The 24860-nt window shown below is 70.7% G+C and carries 17 protein-coding genes; 7 read left to right on the top strand and 10 right to left on the bottom strand.

What is annotated here, in order from left to right:
- Nucleotides 1-6: 6 nt before the first annotated feature.
- The 5 genes from BKK80_RS33600 to BKK80_RS33580 all read right to left on the bottom strand — a co-directional run bounded on the left by BKK80_RS33600 (nucleotide 7) and on the right by BKK80_RS33580 (nucleotide 4571).
- The gene (locus BKK80_RS33600) at nucleotides 7-1026 is read right to left on the bottom strand and encodes an alcohol dehydrogenase catalytic domain-containing protein (protein ID WP_071072987.1); all 1020 of its coding nucleotides are present in this window, start codon (nucleotides 1024-1026) and stop codon (nucleotides 7-9) included.
- Nucleotides 1027-1198: 172 nt separating this feature from the next.
- Complete coding sequence (locus BKK80_RS33595; protein WP_071072985.1) at nucleotides 1199-2176, bottom strand: Bug family tripartite tricarboxylate transporter substrate binding protein; 978 nt, start codon at nucleotides 2174-2176, stop codon at nucleotides 1199-1201.
- A 174-nt stretch (nucleotides 2177-2350) separates the two neighbouring features.
- Entirely contained in the window at nucleotides 2351-3022 is a 672-nt protein-coding gene (locus BKK80_RS33590; protein ID WP_236903875.1) for a DsbA family oxidoreductase, read from the bottom strand.
- 113 nt (nucleotides 3023-3135) lie between these two features.
- On the bottom strand, nucleotides 3136-3387 hold the full coding sequence (locus tag BKK80_RS33585) for a DUF1289 domain-containing protein (protein ID WP_071072981.1): 252 nt from the start codon (nucleotides 3385-3387) through the stop codon (nucleotides 3136-3138).
- Between the two features lie 125 nt (nucleotides 3388-3512).
- Nucleotides 3513-4571, bottom strand: a complete 1059-nt coding sequence (locus tag BKK80_RS33580; protein ID WP_071017937.1) for a beta-keto acid cleavage family enzyme — start codon at nucleotides 4569-4571, stop codon at nucleotides 3513-3515.
- Nucleotides 4572-4744: 173 nt separating this feature from the next.
- Between BKK80_RS33580 and BKK80_RS33575 the strand changes: the two genes are divergently transcribed.
- From BKK80_RS33575 to BKK80_RS33565, 3 genes are all read left to right on the top strand, one after another.
- On the top strand, nucleotides 4745-5794 hold the full coding sequence (locus BKK80_RS33575; protein WP_071017939.1) for an AraC family transcriptional regulator: 1050 nt from the start codon (nucleotides 4745-4747) through the stop codon (nucleotides 5792-5794).
- Nucleotides 5795-6100: 306 nt separating this feature from the next.
- A complete protein-coding gene (locus BKK80_RS33570; RefSeq protein ID WP_232346498.1) occupies nucleotides 6101-6772 on the top strand; it encodes a hypothetical protein in 672 nt (223 codons plus the stop codon).
- 462 nt (nucleotides 6773-7234) lie between these two features.
- Nucleotides 7235-8821, top strand: a complete 1587-nt coding sequence (locus BKK80_RS33565; RefSeq protein WP_071017941.1) for an isocitrate lyase — start codon at nucleotides 7235-7237, stop codon at nucleotides 8819-8821.
- Between the two features lie 254 nt (nucleotides 8822-9075).
- Here the strand turns inward: BKK80_RS33565 and BKK80_RS33560 are convergent, their stop codons facing one another.
- From BKK80_RS33560 to BKK80_RS33550, 3 genes are all read right to left on the bottom strand, one after another.
- Nucleotides 9076-10239 carry a porin gene (locus BKK80_RS33560; protein WP_071017943.1) on the bottom strand — a complete coding sequence of 388 codons (1164 nt, stop codon included), beginning with the start codon at nucleotides 10237-10239 and terminating at the stop codon, nucleotides 9076-9078.
- A gap of 126 nt (nucleotides 10240-10365) precedes the next feature.
- Nucleotides 10366-10935, bottom strand: a complete 570-nt coding sequence (locus BKK80_RS33555) for an RBBP9/YdeN family alpha/beta hydrolase (RefSeq protein WP_071072979.1) — start codon at nucleotides 10933-10935, stop codon at nucleotides 10366-10368.
- Nucleotides 10936-11022: 87 nt separating this feature from the next.
- Complete coding sequence (locus tag BKK80_RS33550; RefSeq protein WP_157903390.1) at nucleotides 11023-12402, bottom strand: MFS transporter; 1380 nt, start codon at nucleotides 12400-12402, stop codon at nucleotides 11023-11025.
- Nucleotides 12403-12723: 321 nt separating this feature from the next.
- Between BKK80_RS33550 and BKK80_RS33545 the strand changes: the two genes are divergently transcribed.
- Nucleotides 12724-13113, top strand: a complete 390-nt coding sequence (locus tag BKK80_RS33545) for a hypothetical protein (protein WP_071022073.1) — start codon at nucleotides 12724-12726, stop codon at nucleotides 13111-13113.
- 174 nt (nucleotides 13114-13287) lie between these two features.
- Here BKK80_RS33545 and ptsJ read toward each other — a convergent pair whose 3' ends face one another.
- Nucleotides 13288-14607 (bottom strand): MocR-like B6 salvage transcription factor PtsJ, encoded by a 1320-nt coding sequence (gene ptsJ / locus BKK80_RS33540; protein ID WP_071072977.1) that lies wholly within the window; start codon nucleotides 14605-14607, stop codon nucleotides 13288-13290.
- Nucleotides 14608-14706: 99 nt separating this feature from the next.
- Here ptsJ and BKK80_RS33535 point away from each other — a divergent pair, with 99 nt between their 5' ends.
- The 3 genes from BKK80_RS33535 to BKK80_RS33525 all read left to right on the top strand — a co-directional run bounded on the left by BKK80_RS33535 (nucleotide 14707) and on the right by BKK80_RS33525 (nucleotide 16919).
- The gene (locus BKK80_RS33535; RefSeq protein WP_236903874.1) at nucleotides 14707-15606 is read left to right on the top strand and encodes a YggS family pyridoxal phosphate-dependent enzyme; all 900 of its coding nucleotides are present in this window, start codon (nucleotides 14707-14709) and stop codon (nucleotides 15604-15606) included.
- Nucleotides 15603-16346 (top strand): glutamine amidotransferase, encoded by a 744-nt coding sequence (locus BKK80_RS33530; protein ID WP_071072974.1) that lies wholly within the window; start codon nucleotides 15603-15605, stop codon nucleotides 16344-16346. The genes BKK80_RS33535 and BKK80_RS33530 overlap by 4 nt, the downstream gene beginning before the upstream one ends.
- Nucleotides 16347-16544: 198 nt before the next feature.
- Entirely contained in the window at nucleotides 16545-16919 is a 375-nt protein-coding gene (locus BKK80_RS33525; RefSeq protein ID WP_071017951.1) for a TraR/DksA family transcriptional regulator, read from the top strand.
- Nucleotides 16920-17117: 198 nt separating this feature from the next.
- Here BKK80_RS33525 and BKK80_RS37805 read toward each other — a convergent pair whose 3' ends face one another.
- Nucleotides 17118-24713, bottom strand: a complete 7596-nt coding sequence (locus tag BKK80_RS37805) for an autotransporter-associated beta strand repeat-containing protein (protein ID WP_071072972.1) — start codon at nucleotides 24711-24713, stop codon at nucleotides 17118-17120.
- Between the last annotated feature and the right edge of the window lie 147 nt (nucleotides 24714-24860).

The following is a 24860-nucleotide window of genomic DNA, read 5'->3' as shown; positions in this document are numbered from 1 at the left end:
GTTGCCTCAGACGGTCAGGATGATCTTGCCGAGCGTGACGCCCGACTCCAGCAGGCGGTGCGCCTGCGCGGCCTGGGCGAGCGGCAGCACCTGCTGGATGCAGGGGCGGACCCGTTCGCGCGCCACCAGGTCGAGCACGTGGTCGAGGTCGCGGCGCCCGCTGCCGCGGCAGCCCAGCACCTCCAGGCGCCGGGTGAACACCGCCTTCAGGTCCAGCGGCGCCATGGTGCCGGTGGTCACGCCGCCCAGCACCAGCCGGCCGTCCATGGCGAGCGCGGCAACCGATTGTTCGAAGGTGGCGGCGCCGACATGCTCGAAGACCAGGTCCACGCCGCGCCCGCCGGTCAGTTCGCGCACCTCGTCCGCCATGGCGGGGCCGGCCAGCACCACGGCGGTGGCGCCCGCCCGGCGCAGTGCCTCGTCGGTGTCGGCGCTGCGGCCGATGGCGATCACGCGCGCGCCCATGGCGCTGGCCAGTTCGACCGCGGCGTAGCCCAGCCCGCCGTTGGCGCCGAGGATCATCACCGACTCGCCTGCCGCCAGGCGCCCGCGCCGCAGCATGGCCGCCGCCGTGGCGTAGGTGAGGGCGAAGCTCGCGCCGCGCACGTAGTCGAGCGCCTCGGGCAGCGCGACGGCGTTGCGGGACGGCACGCGCACGAACTGCGCATAGCCGCCGTCGATGGTGGAACCGACCGTGCCGAAGTGGCTGCAGCGGTTGTCTTCGCCGCGCAGGCAGTGTTCGCAGTGGCCGCAGGAGAGGATGGGGGCGGCGAAGACGCGCTCGCCGATGCGGCGGCGGTCGACATTGGCCCCGGCCTCGACGATCTCGCCGGCGAAGTCGGTGCCGGGGATGCGCGGCAGCGGCACCTGGAACACGCTGCCATCGCGCAGCAGCACGTCGAGCCGGTTGACGCCGGCGGCGTGCACGCGAACGACGACGTCGTCCGGCCCCGGGGCCGGGGTGGCGACGTCGACCAAGGCGAGCGTATCCGCCGCGCCGTATTGCTGGATCTGTACCGCTTGCATGGAAACTCCGTTCCGGGTTGAGAACGGAGCCACTCTACGGGCCGCCCGCGCGGCGAAACAGCGGGCTGGCCGCAGAAGAGAAATCGGCCGCGCGCAAGAATCGGATCCTGCAGGGATCCGGCGCGTGCGCCGCGCCGGCTGGTGGCACGGCGGCACGGCGTGCGGCGGCGACTCAGGGCTGGATGCCGAAGGCCTTGACGATGCCCGCGTTGCGCTCGAATTCCGTGCGTACGGCCTGGCCGAGCTGGGGCAGGGACTGGGCCTCGATGGGTTCGTAGCCGAGATCCTTCATGCGTTCGTGCACGCGCGGCGTGGCCGCGGCGCGGTAGCTGGCCGCGGCGATCCTGGCGGCCAGCGCCTCGGGCAGCCGCGCCGAGCCGATCACGCCGACCCAGTTGCTGAAGTCCAGTTCCGGGTAGCCCAGTTCGGCGAAGGTGGGCACCTGGGGCAGCAGCGGCGAGCGCGTTTTCGACGCCACCGCATAGGCCTGCAGCTTGCCGCCCTTGAGCAGCGGCAGCGAGGTCACCATGCCGTCGAACATCAGCGGGATCTGCCCGCCCATGACCTGGGCCAGCGCCGGGCCGGAGCCGGCGAAGGGCACGTGCTGCAGGTCCAGGCCGGCCTTCTGGTTCAGGATGGCGCCGGCGTAGTGCGAGGCGGTGCCGGCGCTGTACGAGGCGAAGGACAGCTTGCCGGGATTGGCCCTGGCGTAGGCGACCAGGCCCGCCAGGTCCCTGGCGGGCAGCGAAGGCGTGCCGACCAGCAGCAGGCGGGAGCGGGCCACCGCGGCGATCGGGCGCACGTCCTTGAGCGGATCGAACGGCGTCTTCAGCACGTGCGGTACCTCGGTCAGCACATTGCTGGCGGTGACCATGATGGTCTGGCCGTCGGCGGGCGCGGCCAGCAGGGTGCTGATGGCGATGCTGCCGCCGGCGCCGGGCTTGTTGTCGACCACCACCGGCTGTCCCAGGTCCGCCGACAACTGATCGGCGAGCAGGCGCGCGATCACGTCCATGGTGCCGCCGGCCGGGGCCGGCACCAGCATGCGGACGGGCTTGCCGGTCCAGGCCAGTGCGGCCGGCACGGCCAGCGCCAGGGCCAGGGCAGCGCCGGTTCGGCGCAGCGTGGAAGGTCGGATGATGCGTGGCATGGTGTCTCCTCTTGGTGGGGGGCGGACGCTTTGGCGTGCCTGCGTCCGTCGTTGTGTTTGTTGTTGTGTTTGTCGTTGCGTTTGTCGTTGCGTTTGTCGTTGCGTTTGTCCCGCCATGCCCGGCCGCCCCGGCCGTTCGGGCCGGCATCCGCGGCACCGCTTCGCCGCCGCGGTTCAACCGCAGGCGGCGAGGTCCCGCGGCGCGAAAGCCAGCGCCTGCTGCATGGCGTCGAACAGGACGGCGGCCGGACGCGCGCCGCTGACGCCATGCCTGCCGCCGAAGACGAACAGGGGCACGCCCTGGCCGGCCCAGCGCGGCGGCGCCTGCGGTACGGCCAGCGGCGGCAGCCATGGCGCGTCGTCGTGCACGGGGCCGGGCGCGCGGATGCCGCAGGCGTCGGCCGCCGCACGCAGCACCTCGGGGTCGCCGATGTGCTGCGCCGCGATGAAGTAGCGCGTGAACAGCTCCTCGGTCAGCGCGCCGGCGGCGGCAGCACCATGCGCCCGCGCGGCGTACTGGATCAGCCGGTGCCCGGCCAGGGTGTTGGGCAGCACCTCGATGCGCTCCAGCGCCAGCGGCAGTTCGAGGCCGGCTGCGCGCGCGGCTTCCTGCACCTGGGCCCGGCGCGTCGCCACGGCGCGGGCGTCGCCCAGGCGGGCCAGGTAGAAAGCGCGGTAGTCGAGGCCGGCGGCCGGCACGGCGGGCAGCAGCGGATAGGCACACCAGCGGACGCGCACGGGTACCTCGGGCCGCTCGTGCGCCCAGCGGGCCAGGGCCGCGTCGAGATGGCGCTTGCCGATCAGGCACCAGGGGCAGATCAGGTCGAAGTACACGTCGACCGTCAAGCAAGGCTGCAGGGTCATGGCGAGGCGGACGGAAAGATTGCCGCGGCCCGGCGGGCGGCGGCGGGGTCAGGGGAAGCGGGGGTGCCGTGCCGGCGCACCGGCCCGTCAGCGCTTCAGCCGCGCGGCGGCTGCGGCGGCTGCAGTGTCTGCGGCATGGCGGCCAGGCCGCGCAGCGACGGCCGCCGCTGCGCGACCTCGGCCAGCACGGCGCCGCGCTCCTGCGCCGTCAAGCGGTCCCAGCGGCCGATCTCCAGCGCGGTGCGGCCGCAGCCCTGGCAGTACTTGCCGGCCACGTCCATGCGGCAGATGTTGATGCAGGGATTGCCGATGGCGGCATCGGCCGGGGCGGGATCGGTGTGGGACATCGGTGTCCTCCTGCGCGCGCGGCGCGGCGAAGAGGCCCGGTTGGCCCGGCCGCGCGGGAAAGTCGCGCAGCCGGGGCCGGGCAAGCGTTTCAGGCGGTCGCTCAGGTAGCGGTTCAGGCCGCGGTTCAGGCCGCGTTGCGCAGCGGCAGGTTGCGCTCGCCGGCGCGGCGGTTGGGCGCCATGCCGTTGGCCGCCAGCGTTTCTTCCGCGCTGTCGTACCAGGTGCCGATGCGGTAGATGCGGCGCGCTTCCTGGCCCGAGGCGATGTCGCGGCCCAGCTCGCGGGCCACGCGCACGCACTGCTCGATCTGCTGCACCGAGGTCATGCGCTTGCCGTGCTGGTCGATGATGGTGTCCTCGATGCCGCAGCGCGGATGCAGGCCCATGGCCATGGCCATCATGTTGAAGGGCAGCACGTTCTTCAGCAGCGATTCGGCGGTCAGCGTGCAGCCGTCCGGCGCGCGATGCACGAAGTTGATGAAGTTGAAGGGGTTGGGGCCGTCGAAGCCGCCGCCGATGCCGATCCAGGTCAGGTTCAGCGGCCCCTTGTAGGCGCCCTTGCGCACCAGGCGCTCCAGCGTTTCCAGCGCGTGCATGCCGGTCAGCTGGAAGTGCGGCTGGATGCCCGAGGCCTGCAGGCGGCGCAGGTGCTCCTCGACCCAGGCGGGGCCGGCCGGCACGGTCATCTCGCTGTAGGCGGCCTGGTAGGCGGGGTTTTCCAGCGACGTGCCTTTCAGGTACTCCGGATACAGGAGTTCCATGATGTTCATCTGGGTGGTGTTGATGGCCACCGTGACCTGGTCGGGCTTCGGGGTCAGATCGGCCAGCATGTGGCGCGTGTCGTCCGACAGCCACTTGGCGGCCTCGCCTTCGTCCTCGGGGGCGAAGGAGATCGAGCCGCCCACCTGGATGATCATGTCGGGCACCGCCGCGCGCACGCCGGCGATCAGCTCGTTGAACTTGGACAGGCGCTTGGAGCCCTTGCCGTCGAGCTCGCGCACGTGCAGGTGCAGCACGGTGGCGCCGGCGTTGTAGCAGTCCACCGCCTTCTGGATCTGCTCCTCCATCGTCACCGGGATGTCCTCGGGGAAGTCCTGCGGCATCCATTCGGGGCCGTAGGGGGCCACGGTGATGACCACCTTGTCCTGGTTCTCGGGGTGCAGGGAATCGTCGAGGAATTGCATGTCGTCTCTCCAGTTCAGTGTTCTGGCCTCGCCGGCGCATGATGCATATCGCGAGCCGGGCGGGAGCCTGCGGGCGGATCGCTTCCGGTGTCGGAAGTATCGTGCAACGGCGCCCGGGCATTTGACGATCCGGGACGATCAATTTACATTCAGGGACAGTCAGGGAAAACACGATGTCCTACTACCTTCGCAGCGCCAGTCTCACCAACTACGTCGAAGTCGCGCGTGCCCTGGGGCTCGATCCCTACCAGCAGCTGCGCGCGGCGCGGATCGGCCGCAGCGTGCTGCTGGATCCCGACATCCGCATTCCGGCGGCCCAGGTGGGGCGGCTGATGGAGGCCTCGGCCAAGGCTGCCGGCGTCGACGACTTCGGCCTGCGCATGGCCGAGCTGCGCCAGTTGTCCAACCTCGGCCCGCTGGCCTTCGTGGTGCAGGAGCAGCCCAACCTGCTGCGCGCGCTGGAGTCGATGGTGCGCCACATGGACCTGCAGAACGAGTCGCTGTCGATGCGCGTGGAGCGCGAAGGCGAACTGGTGATCATCCGCCTGCAGCTGCTGAGCGACGAGGCCAGCCCGCTGCGCCAGGCCACCGACCTGGCGGTCGGCGTGGTGTTCCGCATCCTGAGCGTGTTCCTCGGCCCGTCCTGGCGCCCGCGCAGCATCAGCTTTTCGCACGCGGCCCCGGCCAGCACCGCCACCTGGCAGCGCGTGTTCGGCATGCCGGCGCTGTTCAACCAGGATTTCGACGGCATCGTCTGCCGCGCCGCCGACCTGGAGGCGCCGCTGCCGTCCTACGATCCGGTCATGGCACAGCAGGTCAAACGCTATCTCGGCACGCTGCTGGCGCAGTCCAGCACCACGCTGCGGGACAAGGTGAGGAAGCTGGTCTACCTGCTGCTGCCTTCCGGCATGTGTTCGGTCGAGCGCGTGGCGCAGCACCTGGGCGTGGACCGGCGCACGGTGCACCGCCACCTGGAGCAGGAGGGCACCACCTACCTGGAGATCGTGGCGGAGGCGCGCGCCAGCCTGGTGCAGCGCTATATCGAGAATCCGGAACGCCGGCTGTCCGAAGTGGCCACCTTGCTCGGCTTCTCCTCCCTGAGCGCGTTTTCGCGCTGGTTCGCCGACCGCTTCGGCTGCAGCGTGACGCGCTGGCGCGCCGGCGGTGGCGGGAAGGCGCCGCCGGCCAGCCCGCGTTCCGGCAGCTCAATACACTCCGACTAGTTGTGAAGCGTCATGCGTAAGGCACTCGCGACCGACAGCGCCGCCAGGCAGTCGGCGTCGTTGCACAGGCTCGCCATCGCCGTGCCATGCGATGCACTCCAAACCGTTGACTATAGGCAACGGTCAAGCGTAAATAGCACTTCACGACTGGGATGGGAGTCCATCATGCGGATCGGCGAACTCTGCAAGCGGGCGGGCGTATCGCGCGGCACCGTCGGCTACGACGAGCGGTTGGGGCTGCTGGACAAGGCCACGCCACCGCACGCCCGGTCCTCCCCGCTTTCCTATTTCTGGAGCGGTGACACCATGCGCAGCCGGCGCGTGAGCGAGGTCGTGCTGAGCGGAATGCTCGAGGTGCCGGAACCGCCGGCGCGGCTGCGTGCCGACTGGGCACGGGAGATCTCGTCGCACATGACCCTGGACGCGGGCGATGTCGAGGTGATGCCCCTGGCCCGCGCACGCATGCGCTGGCCGCAGTACTCGCAGTGCGTGCGGGCGGTGTCCGACTGGACCGGCCGGCTTGGCCTGCCCGGCGTGCTGGCCGGCAGCGACGTCGCGCTGATGGTGTGCCGCGGCGCGAGGTACCACCATGACGGCGAGCAGTACGGCGGCGCGGTCTTCTGCAATCTCTTCCTGAGCGAGGACAAGGGGCAGGACCTGCATTTCCCGTCGCTGGACCTGCGCATTCCGCTCAGGCGAGGATTGGCCGTGGTGTTCGATACCTGCCAGCCGCATGGGGTGATCCGACGTGGCAGCGATGGCTTCGCCGCCGCCGACTTCCCGGACGGCCGGGACGACTCACAGCTGTTCCTGACTTGGGAGCTGCCGGTCGAGGATGTCCATGTCGCAAGGTCCCTCGAGGTCGTCTTCGATGCCGACCCTGCGACCGCGGCGACGCTCGACGCGGAGCAGGTGCGGCGGCAAGGTGAGAGGGTGACCGTCAGTCCCGACTCGGGGCGGTGGTGCCGGGCCGGCTAGCGGAACCCGGCCAGGCGCACGTCCCAGGTGCTGGTGCTGGTGCTGGTGCTGGTGCTGGCGCTCGTCGCGTCGGGCGCCGGCGCCTGGGCCGTGCGCCGCGCCGGCTCATGACGTTGTGCGTCGACAGACCGCTGTCATTCCCTCCCGCTATCGTTGCCCGAGCCATCCGCGCGGGCCCATTCTCCGAGAACTGAAAGCGCTTTTCATATTGTGGAATCCGGGCCGGATTTTTCCCGTCTTGGCTTTTCGGCTCTTGAAAACGTGTTCCACATCGCAGGATCTTGTTGCTATCTCATTGAAAAATAAGGATAAAGCAAGTCTTATGTCTTATATAAGAGTTCGCCGCAACGCACCAAGAACGCCATACAATGACTTCACGCTGCTTGCTTCGACATCCTGCTTCGGCACCCGTAGCGGCACCCGCGATTTCTCTCAAACGCGCTTCACTCTTAGGAAATTCAAATGTCCCAGTATCAAGACGACATCAAGGCAGTTGCTGGTCTGAAGGAGAACCACGGCAGCGCGTGGAATGCCATCAACCCCGAGTATGCCGCCCGCATGCGTGCCCAGAACAAGTTCAAGACGGGTCTGGACATCGCCAAGTACACCGCCAAGATCATGCGTGCCGACATGGCCGCCTACGACGCCGACCCGTCCAAGTACACCCAGTCGCTGGGTTGCTGGCACGGTTTCATCGGCCAGCAGAAGATGATCTCGATCAAGAAGCACTTCAACAGCACCGAACGCCGCTACCTGTACCTGTCCGGCTGGATGGTCGCCGCGCTGCGCTCGGAGTTCGGCCCGCTGCCGGACCAGTCGATGCACGAGAAGACTTCCGTCAGCGCGCTGATCCGCGAGCTGTACACCTTCCTGCGCCAGGCCGACGCCCGTGAACTGGGTGGCCTGTTCCGCGAGCTGGATGCTGCCAAGGATGCCGCCGCCAAGGCCGCCATCCAGCAGAAGATCGACAACCACGTCACCCACGTCGTGCCCATCATCGCCGACATCGACGCCGGTTTCGGCAACGCGGAAGCCACCTACCTGCTGGCCAAGCAGTTCATCGAAGCGGGTGCCTGCTGCATCCAGATCGAGAACCAGGTGTCCGACGAGAAGCAATGCGGCCACCAGGATGGCAAGGTCACCGTGCCGCACGAGGACTTCCTGGCCAAGATCCGCGCGATCCGCTACGCCTTCCTGGAACTGGGCGTGGACGACGGCATCATCGTGGCCCGTACCGACTCGCTGGGCGCCGGCCTGACCAAGCAGATCGCCGTGACCAACACGCCGGGCGACCTGGGCGACCAGTACAACGCGTTCCTCGACTGCGAAGAACTGTCGGCCGACCAGCTGGGCAACGGTGACGTGGTCATCAAGCGCGACGGCAAGCTGCTGCGTCCGAAGCGCCTGCCGAGCAACCTGTTCCAGTTCCGCGCCGGCACGGGCGAAGCGCGTTGCGTGCTGGACTGCATCACCTCGCTGCAGAACGGCGCCGACCTGCTGTGGATCGAAACCGAAAAGCCCCATATCGCGCAGATCGGCGGCATGGTCAGCGAGATCCGCAAGGTCATCCCGAACGCCAAGCTGGTGTACAACAACAGCCCGTCGTTCAACTGGACCCTGAATTTCCGCCAGCAGGCCTATGACGCGATGAAGGCTGCGGGCAAGGATGTGTCGGCATACGACCGCGCCCAGCTGATGAGCGTGGAATACGACCAGACCGAACTGGCGAAGCTCGCCGACGAGAAGATCCGCACCTTCCAGGCCGATGCATCGCGCGAAGCCGGTATCTTCCACCACCTGATCACGCTGCCGACCTACCACACCGCCGCGCTGTCGACTGACAACCTGGCCAAGGAATACTTCGGCGACCAGGGCATGCTGGGCTACGTGGCTGGCGTGCAGCGCAAGGAAATCCGCCAGGGCATCGCCTGCGTCAAGCACCAGAACATGTCCGGCTCGGATATCGGCGACGACCACAAGGAGTACTTCAGCGGCGAAGCAGCCCTGAAGGCAGCGGGCAAGGACAACACGATGAACCAGTTCTCGTAATCGTCATACCTGAAGCAAAACGCCAACCCATCGCGGGTTGGCGTTTTTTTTTTATCCGGCGGGATCGTTCGCCGGGGCGCTCATCGAACGTCTTCTTGTGGCCAGAGGGAACACCCCTCAACCTTCACGCCTCACGCCCGATCCTGCCGCCGCCGCACAAAAAAAGCCGCCACCGGACGAAGTCCGAGCGGCGGCGCCAAGGTCGAGCAGGGAACGGCGGGGCGGGCGCCGCGCGCAGCGGCGCCTGCCCGGGATCAGAACTTGTGGCGCACGCCCACGGCCACGCCCACCATGGAGTTCTGGCCGCTGGCCAGGGCGTAGCTGTTGCCCAGCGAGAGGCTGGTGGCATAGGCGGTGGCCACCGAGTCCAGGGTCAGGCCGGCATTGCGGGCGTAGGCGGCGGACAGGTAGACGTCGGTGCGCTTGGACAGGTTGTAGTCGGCCACCAGCGCGACCTGCCACGGATTGGCGACCTGGGTGCTGCCGTAGAGGTTGTGCACCTTGTCGTAGTCGTACTCCAGGGTCAGGCCCAGTGCCGGGGTGACCTGGTAGTTGGCGCCGACCCAGTAGAAGTCGTCGCGGGCGATGCCGGCGCCGGCGGCGTTCTTGTTCTGTCCCCAGCGGTAGCCGCCCATGACCTTGGCGGGGCCGAAGGTGTAGCTGGCGGCGACGGCGGCCTTGCGGAAGGTGCCGCTGCCGGTGCCGATGGTGGGATTCCACTGGTCGTAGCCGAGCGCGATGCCGAGGGGGCCGGCCATATAGGTGGCGGCGGCGCCGTAGGCGGAGTCGCGGCGGAAGGCGCCGGGGACCTCGCCGTTGCCGCCGACGGCGATGGCGGAGGCGCCGGTCTGCGGCAGGGCCAGGCCGGTGCCGAAGGAGAAGTGGGCGAGGGCGGTGACGGGGCCGAACTGGCCGGTGTACTTGACGGTGTTGTCCTCGCGGAAGTTGGCGCCGGACTGCAGCACGACGGGTTCGTACTGGGTCGCGTAGGCGGCCGGCGCGAAGTTGGCCAGGGCCTCGAACATCGAGGTGTACTGGCGGCCGAGGCTGATCTGGCCGAGCGTGGCCGACTGCACGCCGACGTAGGCCTGGCGGCCGAACAGGCGGCCGCCCTGCTGCGAGGTGCCGGTGTCGAGGTTGAAGCCGCTTTCCAGCACGAACACGCCCTTGAGGCCGTTGCCGAGGTCTTCGGTGCCGCGCAGGCCCCAGCGCGAGCCGGACAGGCCGCCGGAGTCCATGCGGTAGACGCTGTTGGAGGTGCCGGGGTTGAAGCCGTTGGCGGCGGAGGGAATCGCGCCGACATGGTTGGCGAACTCGACGTTGATGTCGGCCACGCCGTAGAGCGTGACGCTGGACTGGGCGCTGGCCAGGGCCGGGCAGGCGATCAGGGCGGCCAGGGCGGCCTTCTTCAATGGCATGGTGTCTCCTCGTTCCTTCTTCGATGTGGTGGGGGAATATTGTTGGGGTCGGGGCGGGCGCGGCCATCGCGCGGCCATCGCGCGGCCTGCCGCGCGGCCGTGTCGGCGCGTGCCGTCGGGCGCGCCTCAGCCGTCGGCCAGCAGCTCGGCCAACAGCTCCGTCGCCTGCGGCCACGGGCCGTAGCCGGCGGCGGGATTCAGGTGGCCCACCTCGCCCAGGTCGACCAGGCGGCTGCCCCAGGCATAGGCCATGCCGCGCACGCGTTCGTAGGCGGCCAGGGGGTCGTTGCGGCTGGCCGCCACCAGGCTGCGGAAGGGCAGGGGCGCGCGTGGCGCCGGCAGCCAGCCGTTCGCTTCGAGCGCGGCCTTGTCGGGATAGCCGGCCGGCAGCGGCTGGTCGAAGTCCGGCGGCGTGGCCAGCAGCGCGGCGTGGATCGGGCGCCGGTGCTGCGCGGCCCAGTGCACGGTGATCATCACCCCTGCGCTGTGGGCCACCAGCACCACCGGGCCGTCGATGTCGGCCAGCGCGGCGTCGAGCGCGGCCACGCGGGCGTCGCGGCTGAGCTTGTCGTGCTCCAGCGGCGGCACCGAGCGGGTGTTCGGCAGTTGTGCCTGCAGCAGGGTCTGCCAGTGCTCGGGCACGTGGTCGCGCAGGCCGGGTACCAGGAGGAAGGTGAGGGAGGGATCGAACGTCATGGAATGCCTGGGATGCTTCGGGTGTCCGGAATGTCCGGGTGGTGGTGCGGATCGGTATGGCTCGGTGTGGCTCGGTGGAGCGATGGCTCAGCCCGCGCGTGCCGCGCACCGGCGTTGCAGCCGCGCCAGGTCGGCCGCGTAGTGGCGCCGGCCGAGGGCGAAGGCCACGGTGGCGCCGAGTCCCGCCAGCGGAATCCATTGCAGCGTGGCGAGCAGGCCGATGTGATCGGACAGCATGCCGGTGAGGAAGGGGCCGGGCGCGAGGCCGAGCAGGTTGTTGGCCAGCGTCAGCGTGGCGAAGGCGGTGCCGTGGATGCGCGGGTCGGTGAGGTTGGCCACCATGGCGCTGGCCGGACCCGCGGTGCCGCCCACCAGCAGCATGCCGGCGCCCAGCAGCGCGAGCTGCGCGCCGCCCGCCGGCAGGCGGAAGGCCACGGCCAGCAGCACGCAGCACAGCGCGCTATAGGCGATCGACACCAGCCACTTGCGCGCCGGCGCGTGGCGGGCCAGCCAGTCGGTCAGCGCGCCGCAGGCGATCATGCCGGTCCCGCCGGCCAGCACGAAGCCGGCCGCGGTGACGCCCGCGCGATCGGTCGCCATGCCGTAGTAGCGCGACAGGAAGCTGGGAATCCAGGCCAGCAGGGCGCTCATCACCAGCAGCTGCAGCGCGCTGCCGACGTAGGCGCAGAGAATGGACGGTGCCGAGAAGAGGGCGGCCAGCAGCGGGCGCAGCGCGGTCCGGCCGGGGGCGGCGGCCGCGGCCGCGGCCTCTTCCTCGCCCAGGGCCCGCCGCTGCGCCAGCACGCGCGACTCCGTGATGCACAGGCGGAACAGCGCAACGACCGCCAGGCCGAACAGCGCCATGCCGGCGAAGGCCCAGCGCCAGCCGAAGTGCGACGACAGCAGGCCGCCCAGCGCCATCCCCAGCACCGAGCCGAAGGCGCCGCCGGCGATGAAGGCGGCGCTCAGGCTGGCGCGCAGGTGGCGCGGGAAGACCGACAGCACCAGGGCGATGCCCACGCTGCCGTAGGCCGCCTCGCCGACGCCGACGCACAGCCGCGCCAGGAACATCTCGCCGAAGTTGGTGGCGAGCGCGCAGCCCAGCGTGGCCAGGCTCCACATCGCCGCCATCCAGGCCAGGCTGCGCACGCGGCCCCAGCGGTCGCACAGGATGGAGAGCGGAAAGGTGAGCACGCCCACCATCAGCGCGACCACGCCGCCGAGCGCGCCCAGCTGCGTGTCGCTCAGCGCCCATTCGGCCTTGAGCAGCGGGAAGACCACGTTGAGCACCTGGCGCGACATGTAGTCCGACAGCAGCAGGGCGAAGCTGAGCGCGAAGACCAGCCACGGATACCAGCGCCTGGCCGCGCCGCCGGCCGTGGCCTCGGCCGCCCTGGAAGCCGCGTTGGCTGCGGCGCGCTCGGCGCCGGCGGCCATGGCGGCACGATTCGGATGTTGTCCCAGCATGTCAGCTCCTCTCGGCAGGCCGGCGCCATGTATGTGGCGCGAGGCCCGGCGCTTCGGCTGCGCATCCGCCGGTGGTGGCGTGCGCGTTCGGTGGCTGGGAGTATCGGGGATAGGTCAAAGATGGTTTGACATTGCGGGACAAGTTCTTTGCATACGGTGACAGTGCGGGAAAACGCCGAGACGCTGGCCGCACAGCGCGGGCGGCGCCGCGCGGCCTGGCGCACCTTGCTTCACTTCGCGCGAAGCCGTGGAGTAAACTCGGGGGCCCGCGGGCTCCGTGCCCGCCCAGTCCCAGTCCCAGATTCAGGAGTTTCCATGCCCATGCCCATGCGACGTGCACTGACGGTGGCGGCCTGCCTGCTGCCGCTGACCGTGGCCAGCCCCGCGTTTGCCTATTTCGACAACTTCATCCACAACACCGTGGTCGGATCGATGAACAAGGCCGAGGCTGCCTCGTTCGCCAAGGCTGTGCTGAAGGTGCTGACCGACGGCGAGGACGGCGCGCCGTCGGCCTGGAGCGCCCCCGCGCGCCGTGGCCGCGAGGCCGTCGAGGCCAGCATCACGCCGCTGCGTTCGAAGACCGACCAGGGCCAGTCGTGCCGCCGCCTCAAGGCGGAACTGACGCGCGGCAGCAGCCACGACGAGTGGACCGGCTGGTTCTGCAAGCAGGCGGACGGCCGCTGGAAGTCGCGCAAGGTCGGTGACGACTGAGGGCGCGCGGCCCGCTCTTCCGGGGCCGCGCCGCGTGGTGGCCGCTCCGGGCGTGGCGCCGGCCACGCCCTTCCTCTTCCTTTGGTCCGGCTCTTTCCCACTCCTTCCCGCTCCTTCCTTCATTCCCGCGCCGCGCCGGCCCTCATGCCGGCGCCGCTGCGCCGCCTCGTATCGTCAGGCCTCGGCCAGGCAGCGCGCGATATCGAGCGCCAGGCGCCCGGCATCCTCTTCCTCCAGCGTCGACACCGTGATGCGCAGCCCGTGCGCGGGCGCCGCCACGCCGAACGGCTCGCCGCTGCGCACCAGCCAGCCGCGGCGCGCCAGCGCGAGGACGAGCGGCTGGCTGTCGGCGGCCAGCGGCAGCCACAGGTTCAGGCCGTCGGCCGGCGTGGCCGCTGCGTCCGGTGCATCCGGCATGAGGCCCTGCGCGGCGAGCGCCCGCGCCAGCCAGGCACGCCGCCGCGCATAGTCGTCGCGGGCCTGCGCAACCCGGCCGGCGACCGCCGGCGACGACAGGCAGCGCGCGACGATGTCCTGCAGCAGGTGGCTGACCCACTGCGTGCCCGGCGCCAGCCGCAGGCGCAGCCGCTGCGAGGTGTGCGGGTCGCAGGCGATGCAGGCCAGCCGCAGGTCGGGCCCCAGCACCTTGGACACCGAGCGCACCAGGGCCCAGCGCTGCGCCGCCGGCGGGATCACGTCATGGTAGGGCGCGGCCGACAGCAGCGCGAAGTGATCGTCGACCACCAGCAGCACGTGCGGATGGCGCGCCAGTACGTCGCGCAGGGCGCGGGCGCGCGCCGCGCTCAGGCTGCAGCCGGTCGGGTTGTGCGCGCGCGGGGTCAGGATCACGGCCTGGGCGCCCGCCTCCAGCGCCGCTTCCAGCGCATCGGCGCGCAGCCCTTGCGCATCGACCGGCACCCCCACCGCCTGCAGGCCGGCCACGCGCAGCGTGTTGATGCTGCCCAGGAAGCAGGGGTGTTCCACCACCACCTTGTCGCCCGCCACCAGGTGCGCGGCCAGCAGGCGTTCGATCGCGTCGACCGCGCCGTAGCTGAGGTCGACGGCGAAGCCGGGCGGACAGTCCCGGGCGAACCAGGCCTGCGCATGCTGCGCCAGCGGCGCGTCGACCAGCGTCTCGCCATACAAGCGCGGGCGCCAGGGCCGGGCCGCCAGCGCCGCCGCCGCGTCGGGCAGCCAGGCGGGGTTGGGATTGCCGCCGGCCAGGTCGGCCAGCGCACTGCCGGGCGCCGTGCCTTCCTGCTCGCCGGCCTCGGCCAAGTGGCGGATCACGGTGCCGAGCCGGCCCTGTGTCAGCGCGACCCCGGCCGTGACCAGGCGTTTGTAGGCGGCGGCCACCGTGTTGCGGTTGACGTCGAGCCGTGCCGCCAGCTCGCGCACCGGCGGCAGCGCCTCGCCCGGCCGCAGGCGGCCGGACAGCACCTGCTGGCGCACGTTGTCGAAGATCTCGGCCGCAGTCTTCCCGGAGATATCCATTTTGTCCTATGACAATATATAATTTGGCACAGGACATTCTACACGGCCGTCTCCGGCATCCCGCCGCGAGGCTGCCGCCACGCGCTGGAGGACCACGACTTGCCTGCTCCGCCCGATCCATCCCCGTTCCCCACGCCGACCCGGCACGAACACCACGGCCTCTATCCGCACGCCCGCACGGTCGACGACTTCCGCCGTAACCTGGCCGAGGTGCGGGCCCGCATCGCGGCCGCCGCGCGGCGCGCCGGCCGCGATCCCGCCGAAGTGCGCCTGCTGCCGGTCAGCAAGACGGTGGACGAGGCGCGCATCCGCCTGTCCTATGCGGCCGGCTGCCGCATGCTGGGCGAGAACAAGGTGCAGGAAGCCAGCCGCAAGCAGGCGGCACTGGCCGACCTGCCCGGGCTGCGCTGGTCGGTGATCGGCCACCTGCAGAGCAACAAGGCCAAGGTGGTGGCGCGCTTCGCCGACGAGTTCCAGGCGCTCGACAGCCTGCACCTGGCCGAGGTGCTGGACCGGCGCCTGCAGGCCGAGGGGCGCGCGCTCGACGTGTTCGTGCAGGTCAATACCTCGGGCGAGGACAGCAAGTACGGGCTGCCGCCCGGGCAGGTCGGGGCCTTCCTGCGCGCCTTGCCGGCCTTCGGCGCGCTGCGCGTGCGCGGCCTGATGACGCTGGCGCTGCTGTCGGGCGAGGCGGAGCGCGTGCGCGCCTGTTTCGCCAGCCTGCGCACCCTGCGCGACCGGCTGCGCCAGCAGGCGCCCGACGGTATCGCGCTGGACGAGCTGTCGATGGGCATGTCCGGCGACTTCGAGATCGCCATCGAGGAGGGCGCCACCGTGGTGCGCGTGGGCCAGGCCATCTACGGCGCGCGCGCCACGCCGGACCATTACTATTGGCCGGGCCCCGGCCCGGACGCCATCCGCGACCCGGCTTCCGACCCGGACGCCGCGCATCCCGTCGGCGCCGCCGGCATCCATCCGAACCCGAGGCTCCTGCCATGAAGACCGTCCTCGCCATCCGCCACATCCATTTCGAAGACCTCGGCACCCTGGAGCCGCTGCTGCGCGCGCGCGGCTATCACGTGCGCTACGTCGACCCTGCCGGCGACGACCTCGCCGCGCTCGACGTGCTGTCGCCGGCGCTGATGGTGGTGCTGGGCGGCCCGGTCGGCGCCTTCGACGAGCCGCGCTATCCCTGGCTGGCCGCGGAGTTGCGGGCCGTGCGCGTGCGTCTCGAGGCCGGACGCCCGCTGCTGGGCATCTGCCTCGGCGCCCAGCTGATGGCGCGCGCGCTCGGCGCGGCGGTGCGTCCGATGGGCGTGAAGGAGATCGGCTTCGCGCCGCTCGCCTTGAGCGAGGCAGGGCAGGCTTCGGCGCTGGCCGGCCTGCAGGGGGCCGCGGTGCTGCACTGGCATGGTGACCAGTTCGCCATGCCCGATGGCGCCCAGCGCCTCGCCGGCACGGCGGCCTGCCCCAACCAGGCATTCGCCGTCGGGCCCCGGGTGCTCGGCCTGCAGTGCCACCTGGAGGCCGATGCCGGCACCATCGAAGGCTGGCTGCTCGGCCATGCCTGCGAACTGGAGCTGGCCGGCATCGACCCACGCATGCTGCGCGCCCAGGCCCTCGCGCACGGGCAGGCGCTGGCCGCGGCGGCGCAACGTGTGTTTGGTGCCTGGCTGGACGGTTTCGAGGCCGAGGATGCGGCGGCGCCGGCTCCCGTCCGGCCGGCTCCGGGGCCTTGATCAGGCCGCCCGGCCGCGCCGCCCGCCCGAGGGCCGGGCGGGTGTGCCGGAAGCGACGCGCCGGCATGTGCTGCCTGCGGTTCGTGGCGGTGCCCGAGTGATGGCTGTCGCTCGTTCGCCAAGACAAAGCCCAAGCCGGCGGCGCGCCAGGGGCGCACAATGAGGGGCATCGGAGGCCGATCCGCCGAGGGGACCGTGATGACCGCATTGACCGACGCCGAACTCGCCCGCGTGGCGAGCCTGCTGGACCAGGCGGAACTGCGCGCGCGCGCGCAGCTGACCGCATCGGCCGCCGCGCCGCCGTCGCCGGAGCCCAGCGACCAGGCCGATCAGGCCGACCGCGACACCGACCTGCGCATGGGAGAAGCGGTGGAGACGCATGCCCGCAGGGAGCTGGCCGATATCAGCGCGGCGCGGCAACGCCTTGCCAACGGCTCCTACGGCTTCTGCATCGAGTGCGGCGAGGAGATCCCGCCGCCGCGCCTGCTGGCCTATCCGACGGCCAGGCGCTGCATGGATTGCCAGCGCGCGCGGGAAGCGGCGCCGGCGCTGGCGGGCGGCCGCCAGCGCTGAGGGTGCTGGCGGCGCTGACGGCGCTGACGGGCGCTCACGGCGCTGACAGCGTTCGTGGTGTTCATGGCGTTGGTGGTGTTCACGGCGCGGAACGCCAGGCCCGTGCCGCAGCGGGGGGGCCGCGGCCCGAAGCCCTCGGGGAGGCTGCCCACCCGCCCGCCGGGCGGCGGACGGGCAGGCATGCCGGACCGGTCGGGATCAGAAGGCCACGCGCAGGCCGCCGTTGACGCCGACGTCGTTCTTGCCGCGGCGCACTTCCCCGTTCAGGCCCAGGTAGGCGTAGGCCTGCTTGCCCAGGCGCAGCGTGCCGGTGAAGCTGGCCTGGCCGAACAGGCGGCCCACCTGCGGTGACACGATGCCCATGCTGTAGCCGGCCAGGTTGGCCTGCACGGTGGTCTGCGCCAGGTTGCCGTTGTCGCGGCCGATGCCGGCGCTGAACTGGTAGGTCAGCGTGTCGGACAGCGGGCTGCGCTGCGCCGAGCGTGCCGTCAGGCCCAGCGTGACGCGGTTGCCGGTGGCGTCGTAGCGGCCCAGGCTGAGCGCGGCCGGCGTGGCCGAACCCTCGTCGGTGGCGCCGCGCGTGCTCTTCTGCCACAGGAAGCGGGCGAACGGCTCCAGCGTGGTCGCGCCCAGCGCCAGCGGCGTGCGCAGGCCGATCCCGACCTGGGTGCTGTTGCCGCTGGCGTCGGTCTTCAGCGCGGTGCTGGAGAGGCCGGTCGGATCGGCGCGCTGGGTATTCCAGTCATTGCTGCCGAAGCCGGCCATGCCGTCCACCACCACCGGGCCGAGCGTGCCCTGGCCGTAGGCGAAGCCCATGTACTCCGCGACCGAGCCCGAGCCGCCGGTGGCGCCGACGTTGGTGTTGGTGTACGCGAAGCCGAGGCCGAAGCGGGTCGACTCGCCGCCCAGCATGTCCGCGCCCAGCACGAACTGCGAGCGGTTGGTGGTGAATTGCGAGGCGCTGCCGTCGCCGTCCCAGCGGCCATGGTCGGCGCCGATGTCCACCCACAGGCCGCGCCGGCGCGCCGGCTCGCTGGTGGTGGCGGTGGTGGTGGCCGGCGCCGCGCCCAGCACGCTGGTGTCGCCGAGCTGGCGGATCACCGTGTTGTTGACGCGCAGGCCGGCCTGCGGCGCGGCCGCGGCCATGGCGGCGTGCACCTCGCCGGCCAGGGCGCGCGCGAAGCCGGGCAGCGTCGCCGCGTTCTGGCTGGCGGCCACGTACAGCAGCTTGTCCTGCGCCGCGGTGGCGGTGCCGGCCTGGTCGCTGCCCAGGATGCGGTCCAGCACGCCGCCCGCGGTGACGGCGTTGCGGTTGCCGCCGGCCAGCCACTGCGCGTAGGAGGTCGGCAGGACCTTGAGGTCGATGCTGTTGCTGCCGAAGGTGTTGTAGAACACCGCGAAGCGCGTGCCGTCGCTCATGCCGCCGGGCTGCGCCAGCGTGGCGAAGCGCCCGGAGATGCCGCCGTCGGCGGTGACGATGCGGAAGGTGTCGCCCAGCACCGGCTTGTAGGCCGCGCTGCCGTAGCCTGCCTCGCTGGGCGAGAACAGGTTGCTCAGGCGCGGCGCCAGCGTGGTGTTGGCGGCGATGGAGAACTGGCCGCCGTTGGTCACGCGCAGGAAGGAGTAGTAGCCCGGGGTGCCGATCGGCGTGCCGGGGCCGGCCTGCAGCTTGCCCGAGATGTCTTCCTGGTAGGTACTGCCGGACAGCATGTTGACGCTGCCGGCCACGGTCAGGTAGCCGGGCGAGTTGCCGGGCGACAGCGTGCCCTGCACGTTGACCGTGCCCTGGATGGTGCCCGCGCCGCCGAGCCGCGCGCCGGAAGTCACGTCGACATCGCCGTTGATGGTGCCGTTGGCCAGCAGCGTGCCCTGCTGCACGCAGGTACCGTTCGACAGCGTCGCGCTGCCGGTCACGTCCAGCGTGCCCTGGCCGCTCTTGACGAAGCAGCCGCTGCCCGAGGAGGCGGTGCCGATGGTGCCGGACAGGGTGGTGGTGGTCCCGGCCGCGGTGTTGACGTTGGTGCCGCCGCCCAGCGCGATGGTCTGGCCGGTCAGGATGTTGACGGTGGTGTTGATGGTGCCGCCATTGACGATCACGTTGCCCCAGCCCAGGCCCCACGGATTGGTGACCTCGACCAGGCCCGCATTGATGGTCAGGCCGCCGGTCCAGCCGGTGCCGGGCGTGTGCGCCGGAGCGCCGGCGTTGTCGCCGCCCAGGATCAGCGTACCGGTGCCGGCCTTGGTCAGCATGCCGCTGCCGGACAGGCTGCCGTTCAGCGTCAGCGTGGTGGCGCCATCGGTATTGAAGGTGCCGCCGCTGCGGCCCAGCACCACGTTCCGGCCGCTGGAGAAGGTGGCCGTGCTCTGCAATGTGCCGCCGTTCAGCGCCAGCGTGCCGGTGCCGAGGTTGGCGTCGGCCGACACCTTGAGCGTGGCGCCGCCGTTGACCAGCGTGCCGCCGCTGTAGGTATTGGCCCCCGACAGGGTCTGCGTGCCGCCGGTGACGGCCAGCATGCCGCTGCCGCCGATGGTGCCGGCGAAGGTGCCGCTCGCGTTGACCAGGGCCAGCGTCTTGCTGCCCAGGTCGACGCTGCCATTGCCGGACAGGCTCTGGATCGCCGCGCCGGCATTGGTGGCGGCGATGCTGAAGGCGCCGTTGTCGATCACGTTGCCGGACGCGGCGATGCTGCCGTTGCCCGACAGCGCCAGGGTGGCGCCGCTGCCGATCGTGGTGGCACCCGTGTAGGTATTGGCGCCGCTCAGGGTTTCGGTGCCGCCATTGACGGTGACCCCGCCCGCGCCGGCAATGGCGCCGGAGAAGGTGTCGTTGGCGTTGCTGAGCGTCAGGGCCTTGCCGCCCAGCGCGACATTGCCGCTGCCGGCCAGCGACTGGATCGACGCGCCGCCGGTGGTGGCGGAGATATCGAAGATGCCGTTGTCGGTGACCTTGGACGAGGCCGCGATGCTGCCGTCGCCGGTCAGGGCGAGGGTGGCCCCGCTGCCGATGGTGGTGGCGCCGGTGTAGGTGTTGGCACCGCCCAGGGCCTGGGTGCCGCCGCTGACGGTGAGGCCGCCCGCGCCGGCGATGACGCCGTCGAAGGCGTCGCTGGCGTTGCTGAGCGTCAGGGTCTGGCTGCCCAGCGCCACATTGCCGTTGCCGGCCAGCGCCTGCAGCGTGGCCCCCTGGCTGGTGCCGGAGATGTCGAAGGTGCCCAGGGCGATCAGGCCTTGGGAGGCGGCGATGCTGCCGGTGCCGCTCAGGGCCAGGGTCGCGCCGGTATCGACGCCGGTGAGGCCGGTGTAGGTGTTGGTGCCGCCCAGGGTCTGCGTGCCGCCATAGACGACCACGTTGCCGGTGCCGGCGATGACGCCGGAGAAGGTGTCGCTGGCATGGGTCAGCGACAGGGTCTTGCCGCCCAGGGCGACGTTGCCGTTGCCGGCCAGCGACTGGATCGACGCACCATTGGTGGTGGCGGAGATGTCGAAGCTGCCGTTGTCGGTGACCTTGGACGAGGCCGCGATGCTGCCGGCGCCGCTCAGGGCGAGGGTGGCTTCGCTGCCGATGGTGGTGGCACCCGTAAACGTGTTGGTACCGCTCAGCGTTTCGGTGCCGCCGTTGACGGTGAGGCCACCCGAGCCGGCGATGACGCCGCCGAAGGTGTCATTGGCGTTGCTCAGCGTCAGGGCCTTGCCGCCCAGGGCGACATTGCCGCTGCCGGCCAGCGACTGGATCGAGGCGCCGTTCGTGGTGGTGGAGATGTCGAAGGTGCCGTTGTCGGTGACCTTGGACGAGGCCGCGATGCTGCCGTCGCCGGTCAGGGCGAGGGTGGCCCCGCTGCCGATGGTGGTGGCGCCGGTGTAGGTGTTGGCACCGCCCAGGGCCTGGGTGCCGCCGCTGACGGTGAGGCCGCCCGCGCCGGCGATGACGCCGTCGAAGGTGTCGCTGGCGTTGCTGAGCGTCAGGGTCTGGCTGCCCAGCGCCACATTGCCGTTGCCGGCCAGCGTCTGCAGCGTGGCCCCCTGGCTGGTGCCGGAGATGTCGAAGGTGCCCAGTGCGATCAGGCCTTGGGAGGCGGCGATGCTGCCGGTGCCGCTCAGGGCCAGGGTCGCGCCGGTATCGACGCCGGTGAGGCCGGTGTAGGTGTTGGTGCCGCCCAGGGTCTGCGTGCCGCCATAGACGACCACGTTGCCGGTGCCGGCGATGACGCCGGAGAAGGTGTCGCTGGCATGGGTCAGCGACAGGGTCTTGCCGCCCAGGGCGACGTTGCCGTTGCCGGCCAGCGACTGGATCGACGCACCATTGGTGGTGGCGGAGATGTCGAAGCTGCCGTTGTCGGTGACCTTGGACGAGGCCGCGATGCTGCCGGCGCCGCTCAGGGCGAGGGTGGCTTCGCTGCCGATGGTGGTGGCGCCGGTGTAAGTGTTGGCGCCGCTCAGGGTTTCGGTGCCGCCGTTGACGGTGAGGCCACCCGAGCCGGCGATGACGCCGCCGAAGGTGTCATTGGCGTTGCTCAGCGTCAGGGCCTTGCCGCCCAGGGCGACATTGCCGCTGCCGGCCAGCGACTGGATCGAGGCGCCGTTCGTGGTGGTGGAGATGTCGAAGGTGCCGTTGTCGGTGACCTTGGACGAGGCCGCGATGCTGCCGTCGCCGGTCAGGGCGAGGGTGGCCCCGCTGCCGATGGTGGTGGCGCCGGTGTAGGTGTTGGCACCGCCCAGGGCCTGGGTGCCGCCGCTGACGGTGAGGCCGCCCGCGCCGGCGATGACGCCGTCGAAGGTGTCGCTGGCGTTGCTGAGCGTCAGGGTCTGGCTGCCCAGCGCCACATTGCCGTTGCCGGCCAGCGCCTGCAGCGTGGCCCCCTGGCTGGTGCCGGAGATGTCGAAGGTGCCCAGGGCGATCAGGCCTTGGGAGGCGGCGATGCTGCCGGTGCCGCTCAGGGCCAGGGTCGCGCCGGTATCGACGCCGGTGAGGCCGGTGTAGGTGTTGGTGCCGCCCAGGGTCTGCGTGCCGCCATAGACGACCACGTTGCCGGTGCCGGCGATGACGCCGGAGAAGGTGTCGCTGGCATGGGTCAGCGACAGGGTCTTGCCGCCCAGGGCGACGTTGCCGTTGCCGGCCAGCGACTGGATCGACGCACCATTGGTGGTGGCGGAGATGTCGAAGCTGCCGTTGTCGGTGACCTTGGACGAGGCCGCGATGCTGCCGGCGCCGCTCAGGGCGAGGGTGGCTTCGCTGCCGATGGTGGTGGCGCCGGTGTAAGTGTTGGCGCCGCTCAGGGTTTCGGTGCCGCCGTTGACGGTGACGCCGCCCGAGCCGGCGATGACGCCGCCGAAGGTGTCATTGGCGTTGGTCAGCGTCAGGGCCTTGCCGCCCAGGGCGACATTGCCGCTGCCGGCCAGTGACTGGATCGAGGCGCCGTTCGTGGTGGTGGAGATGTCGAAGGTGCCGTTGTCGGTGACCTTGGACGAGGCCGCGATGCTGCCGTCGCCGGTCAGGGCGAGGGTGGCCCCGCTGCCGATGGTGGTGGCACCCGTAAACGTGTTGGTACCGCTCAGCGTTTCGGTGCCGCCGTTGACGGTGACGCCACCCGAGCCGGCGATGACGCCGCCGAAGGTGTCGTTGGCATGGGTCAGCGTCAGGGTCTTGCCGCCGAGGGAAGCCAGGCCATTGCCGGCGAGCGACTGGATCGACGCACCATTGGTGGTGGCGGAGATGTCGAAGCTGCCGTTGTCGGTGACCTTGGACGAGGCCGCGATGCTGCCGGCGCCGCTCAGGGCGAGGGTGGCTTCGCTGCCGATGGTGGTGGCGCCGGTGTAGGTGTTGGCGCCCGACAGGGTTTCGGTGCCGCCGTTGACGGTGAGGCCACCCGAGCCGGCGATGATGCCGCCGAAGGTGTCGTTGGCGTTGGTCAGCGTCAGGGTCTTGCCGCCGAGGGCGACATTGCCATTGCCGGCCAGCGACTGGATCGACGCGCCGCTGCTGGTGCCCGAGATGTCGAAGGTGCCGTTATCAGTGACCTTGGACGACGACGCGATGCTGCCGGTGCCGGCCAGGGCCAGCGTGCCTTCGCTGCCGATGGTGGTGGCACCCGTGTAGGTGTTGGAACCGCTCAGCGTTTCGGTGCCGCCGTTGACGGTGACGCCACCCGCGCCGGCGATCATGCCGCCGAAGGTGTCGGCGGCGTTGGTCAGCGTCAGGGTCTTGCCGCCCAGCGTGACCAGGCCACTGCCGGCCAGCGACTGGATCGACGCACCGCTGCTGGTGCCCGAGATGTCGAAGGTCCCGTTGTCCGTCACCTTGGACGACGCCGCGATACTGCCGTTGCCCGACAGGGCGAGGGTGCCTTCGCTGCCGATGGTGGTGGCACCGGTGTAGGTATTGGTACCCGACAGCGTTTCGGTGCCGCCGTTGACGGTGACGCCGCCCGCGCCGGCGATCACGCCGCCGAAGGTGTCGTTGGCGTTGGTCAGCGTCAGGGTCTTGCCGCCCAGCGAGACCAGGCCGTTACCCGCCAGCGACTGGATCGACGCGCCGCTGCTGGTGCCCGAGATGTCGAAGGTGCCGTTGTCGGTGACCTTGGACGAGGCCGCGATGCTGCCGGCACCGGCCAGGGCGAGCGTGGCGCCACTGTCGATGGCGGTGGCACCCGTATAGGTGTTGACCCCGGTCAGCGTCACCGAGCCGCCGGTGCCGCTGTTGGTGACGGTCAGCGTGCCGCCTCCGGTGGCCGCGTTGGCGATCACGCCGCTGAAGGTGGAGCCGTTGCCGTTCTGGTCGATGGTGCCGCCGTTGGCGTTGAGCGTGAAGTTCTGCCCGTAGGCGCCCTGGGCCGTATCCATCTTCAGCGTGCCGCCGTCGAAGGCCGGGTTCAGCGAGCCGCCCGCCAGGCCCGAGGCCGCATGGGGCGAACCGGCGCCGGTGATGTCGGTGGCCACGGGACCGGGGGTGGCCCCGATCATGTTCACCAGCCAGCTCGGGCCGTCGGCGCCGAGGTCGCTGCCGTTCGCCGCGGAGTGGAAGCTGAAGGCGGTCAGGCCGCTGTACATCAGGTAGCCTTGCCCGTACTGGTATCCGGCAACGATGGGCTGCAGCCCGAAGCCATCCGTCTGGCCCTGCACATAGCTGGTCAGCGTGATGCCGCCGGAGGCGGTGACCGTGTCGTGGGCCAGGTAGCCGCCGATGCGGCCGGTCGCCCCGATCGGTGTCGAGGTGAACAGACTGAGGCCGGCCTGCGTCAGGCTGCCGGAGCTGGAAGCGTAGCCGTCGCCATGGTTCAGCGTGACGCCGCCGAACGTGATCGAGGTATCCCAGCCCGCCGATTGCAGCAGCAGGCTGCCGCCGCTGTTGACCCAGCCCAGGATGGTCGACGAGTTGGCGCTCAGGAAGGCGCTCAGGTCGATATCGGTGTTCGCGCTGCCTTCCAGCATGACGAAGCGGGTGCTGCTGTTGAAGATCGACCCGACATTCGTCGTCGCGCTGGCGTAATTGGTATAGAGCGTCCAGTTGTTGATGCCGTAGGCGGCATTCATCGCGGTCTGGTCGTCGGTGGTGCCCCACGGATTCTCCGTCACCAGCACCGGTGTCGCGCCCGCCAGCGCGACGAAGCCGCACGAGAGCAGGACCGCGCCGGCAAGCCGCTTCAGGGCGAACAGCCGACCCTGCACGCGCGCCGGAGCCAGCGCCGGCCGTGCCGCCGTCGTGCCCCCGCCATCCTTGCCGTGCGCGCTGGCCAGTTCGGAGGCGGCGACATAGGCGCTATGCCGCTTGCTCCAGATGAGGCGGTATGTCTTGTTCATGATTCCACTCGCTTTGTCTTGGTGTCTTGAATCTGTCGAGGCGTGAGCGAATCGCGGGACGAGCGCAGCCGCCCGTGCCTGGCACGGGTAGCAAAAGGCGGGGCCTGTCAGGCCACCGGCGCGCGTCGGCCCCGGCCTCTCGCGTCA

The organism is Cupriavidus malaysiensis (assembly GCF_001854325.1).
In the GTDB taxonomy this organism is placed as follows: domain Bacteria; phylum Pseudomonadota; class Gammaproteobacteria; order Burkholderiales; family Burkholderiaceae; genus Cupriavidus; species Cupriavidus malaysiensis.
This window is presented reverse-complemented; position numbering and strand designations above follow the sequence as displayed.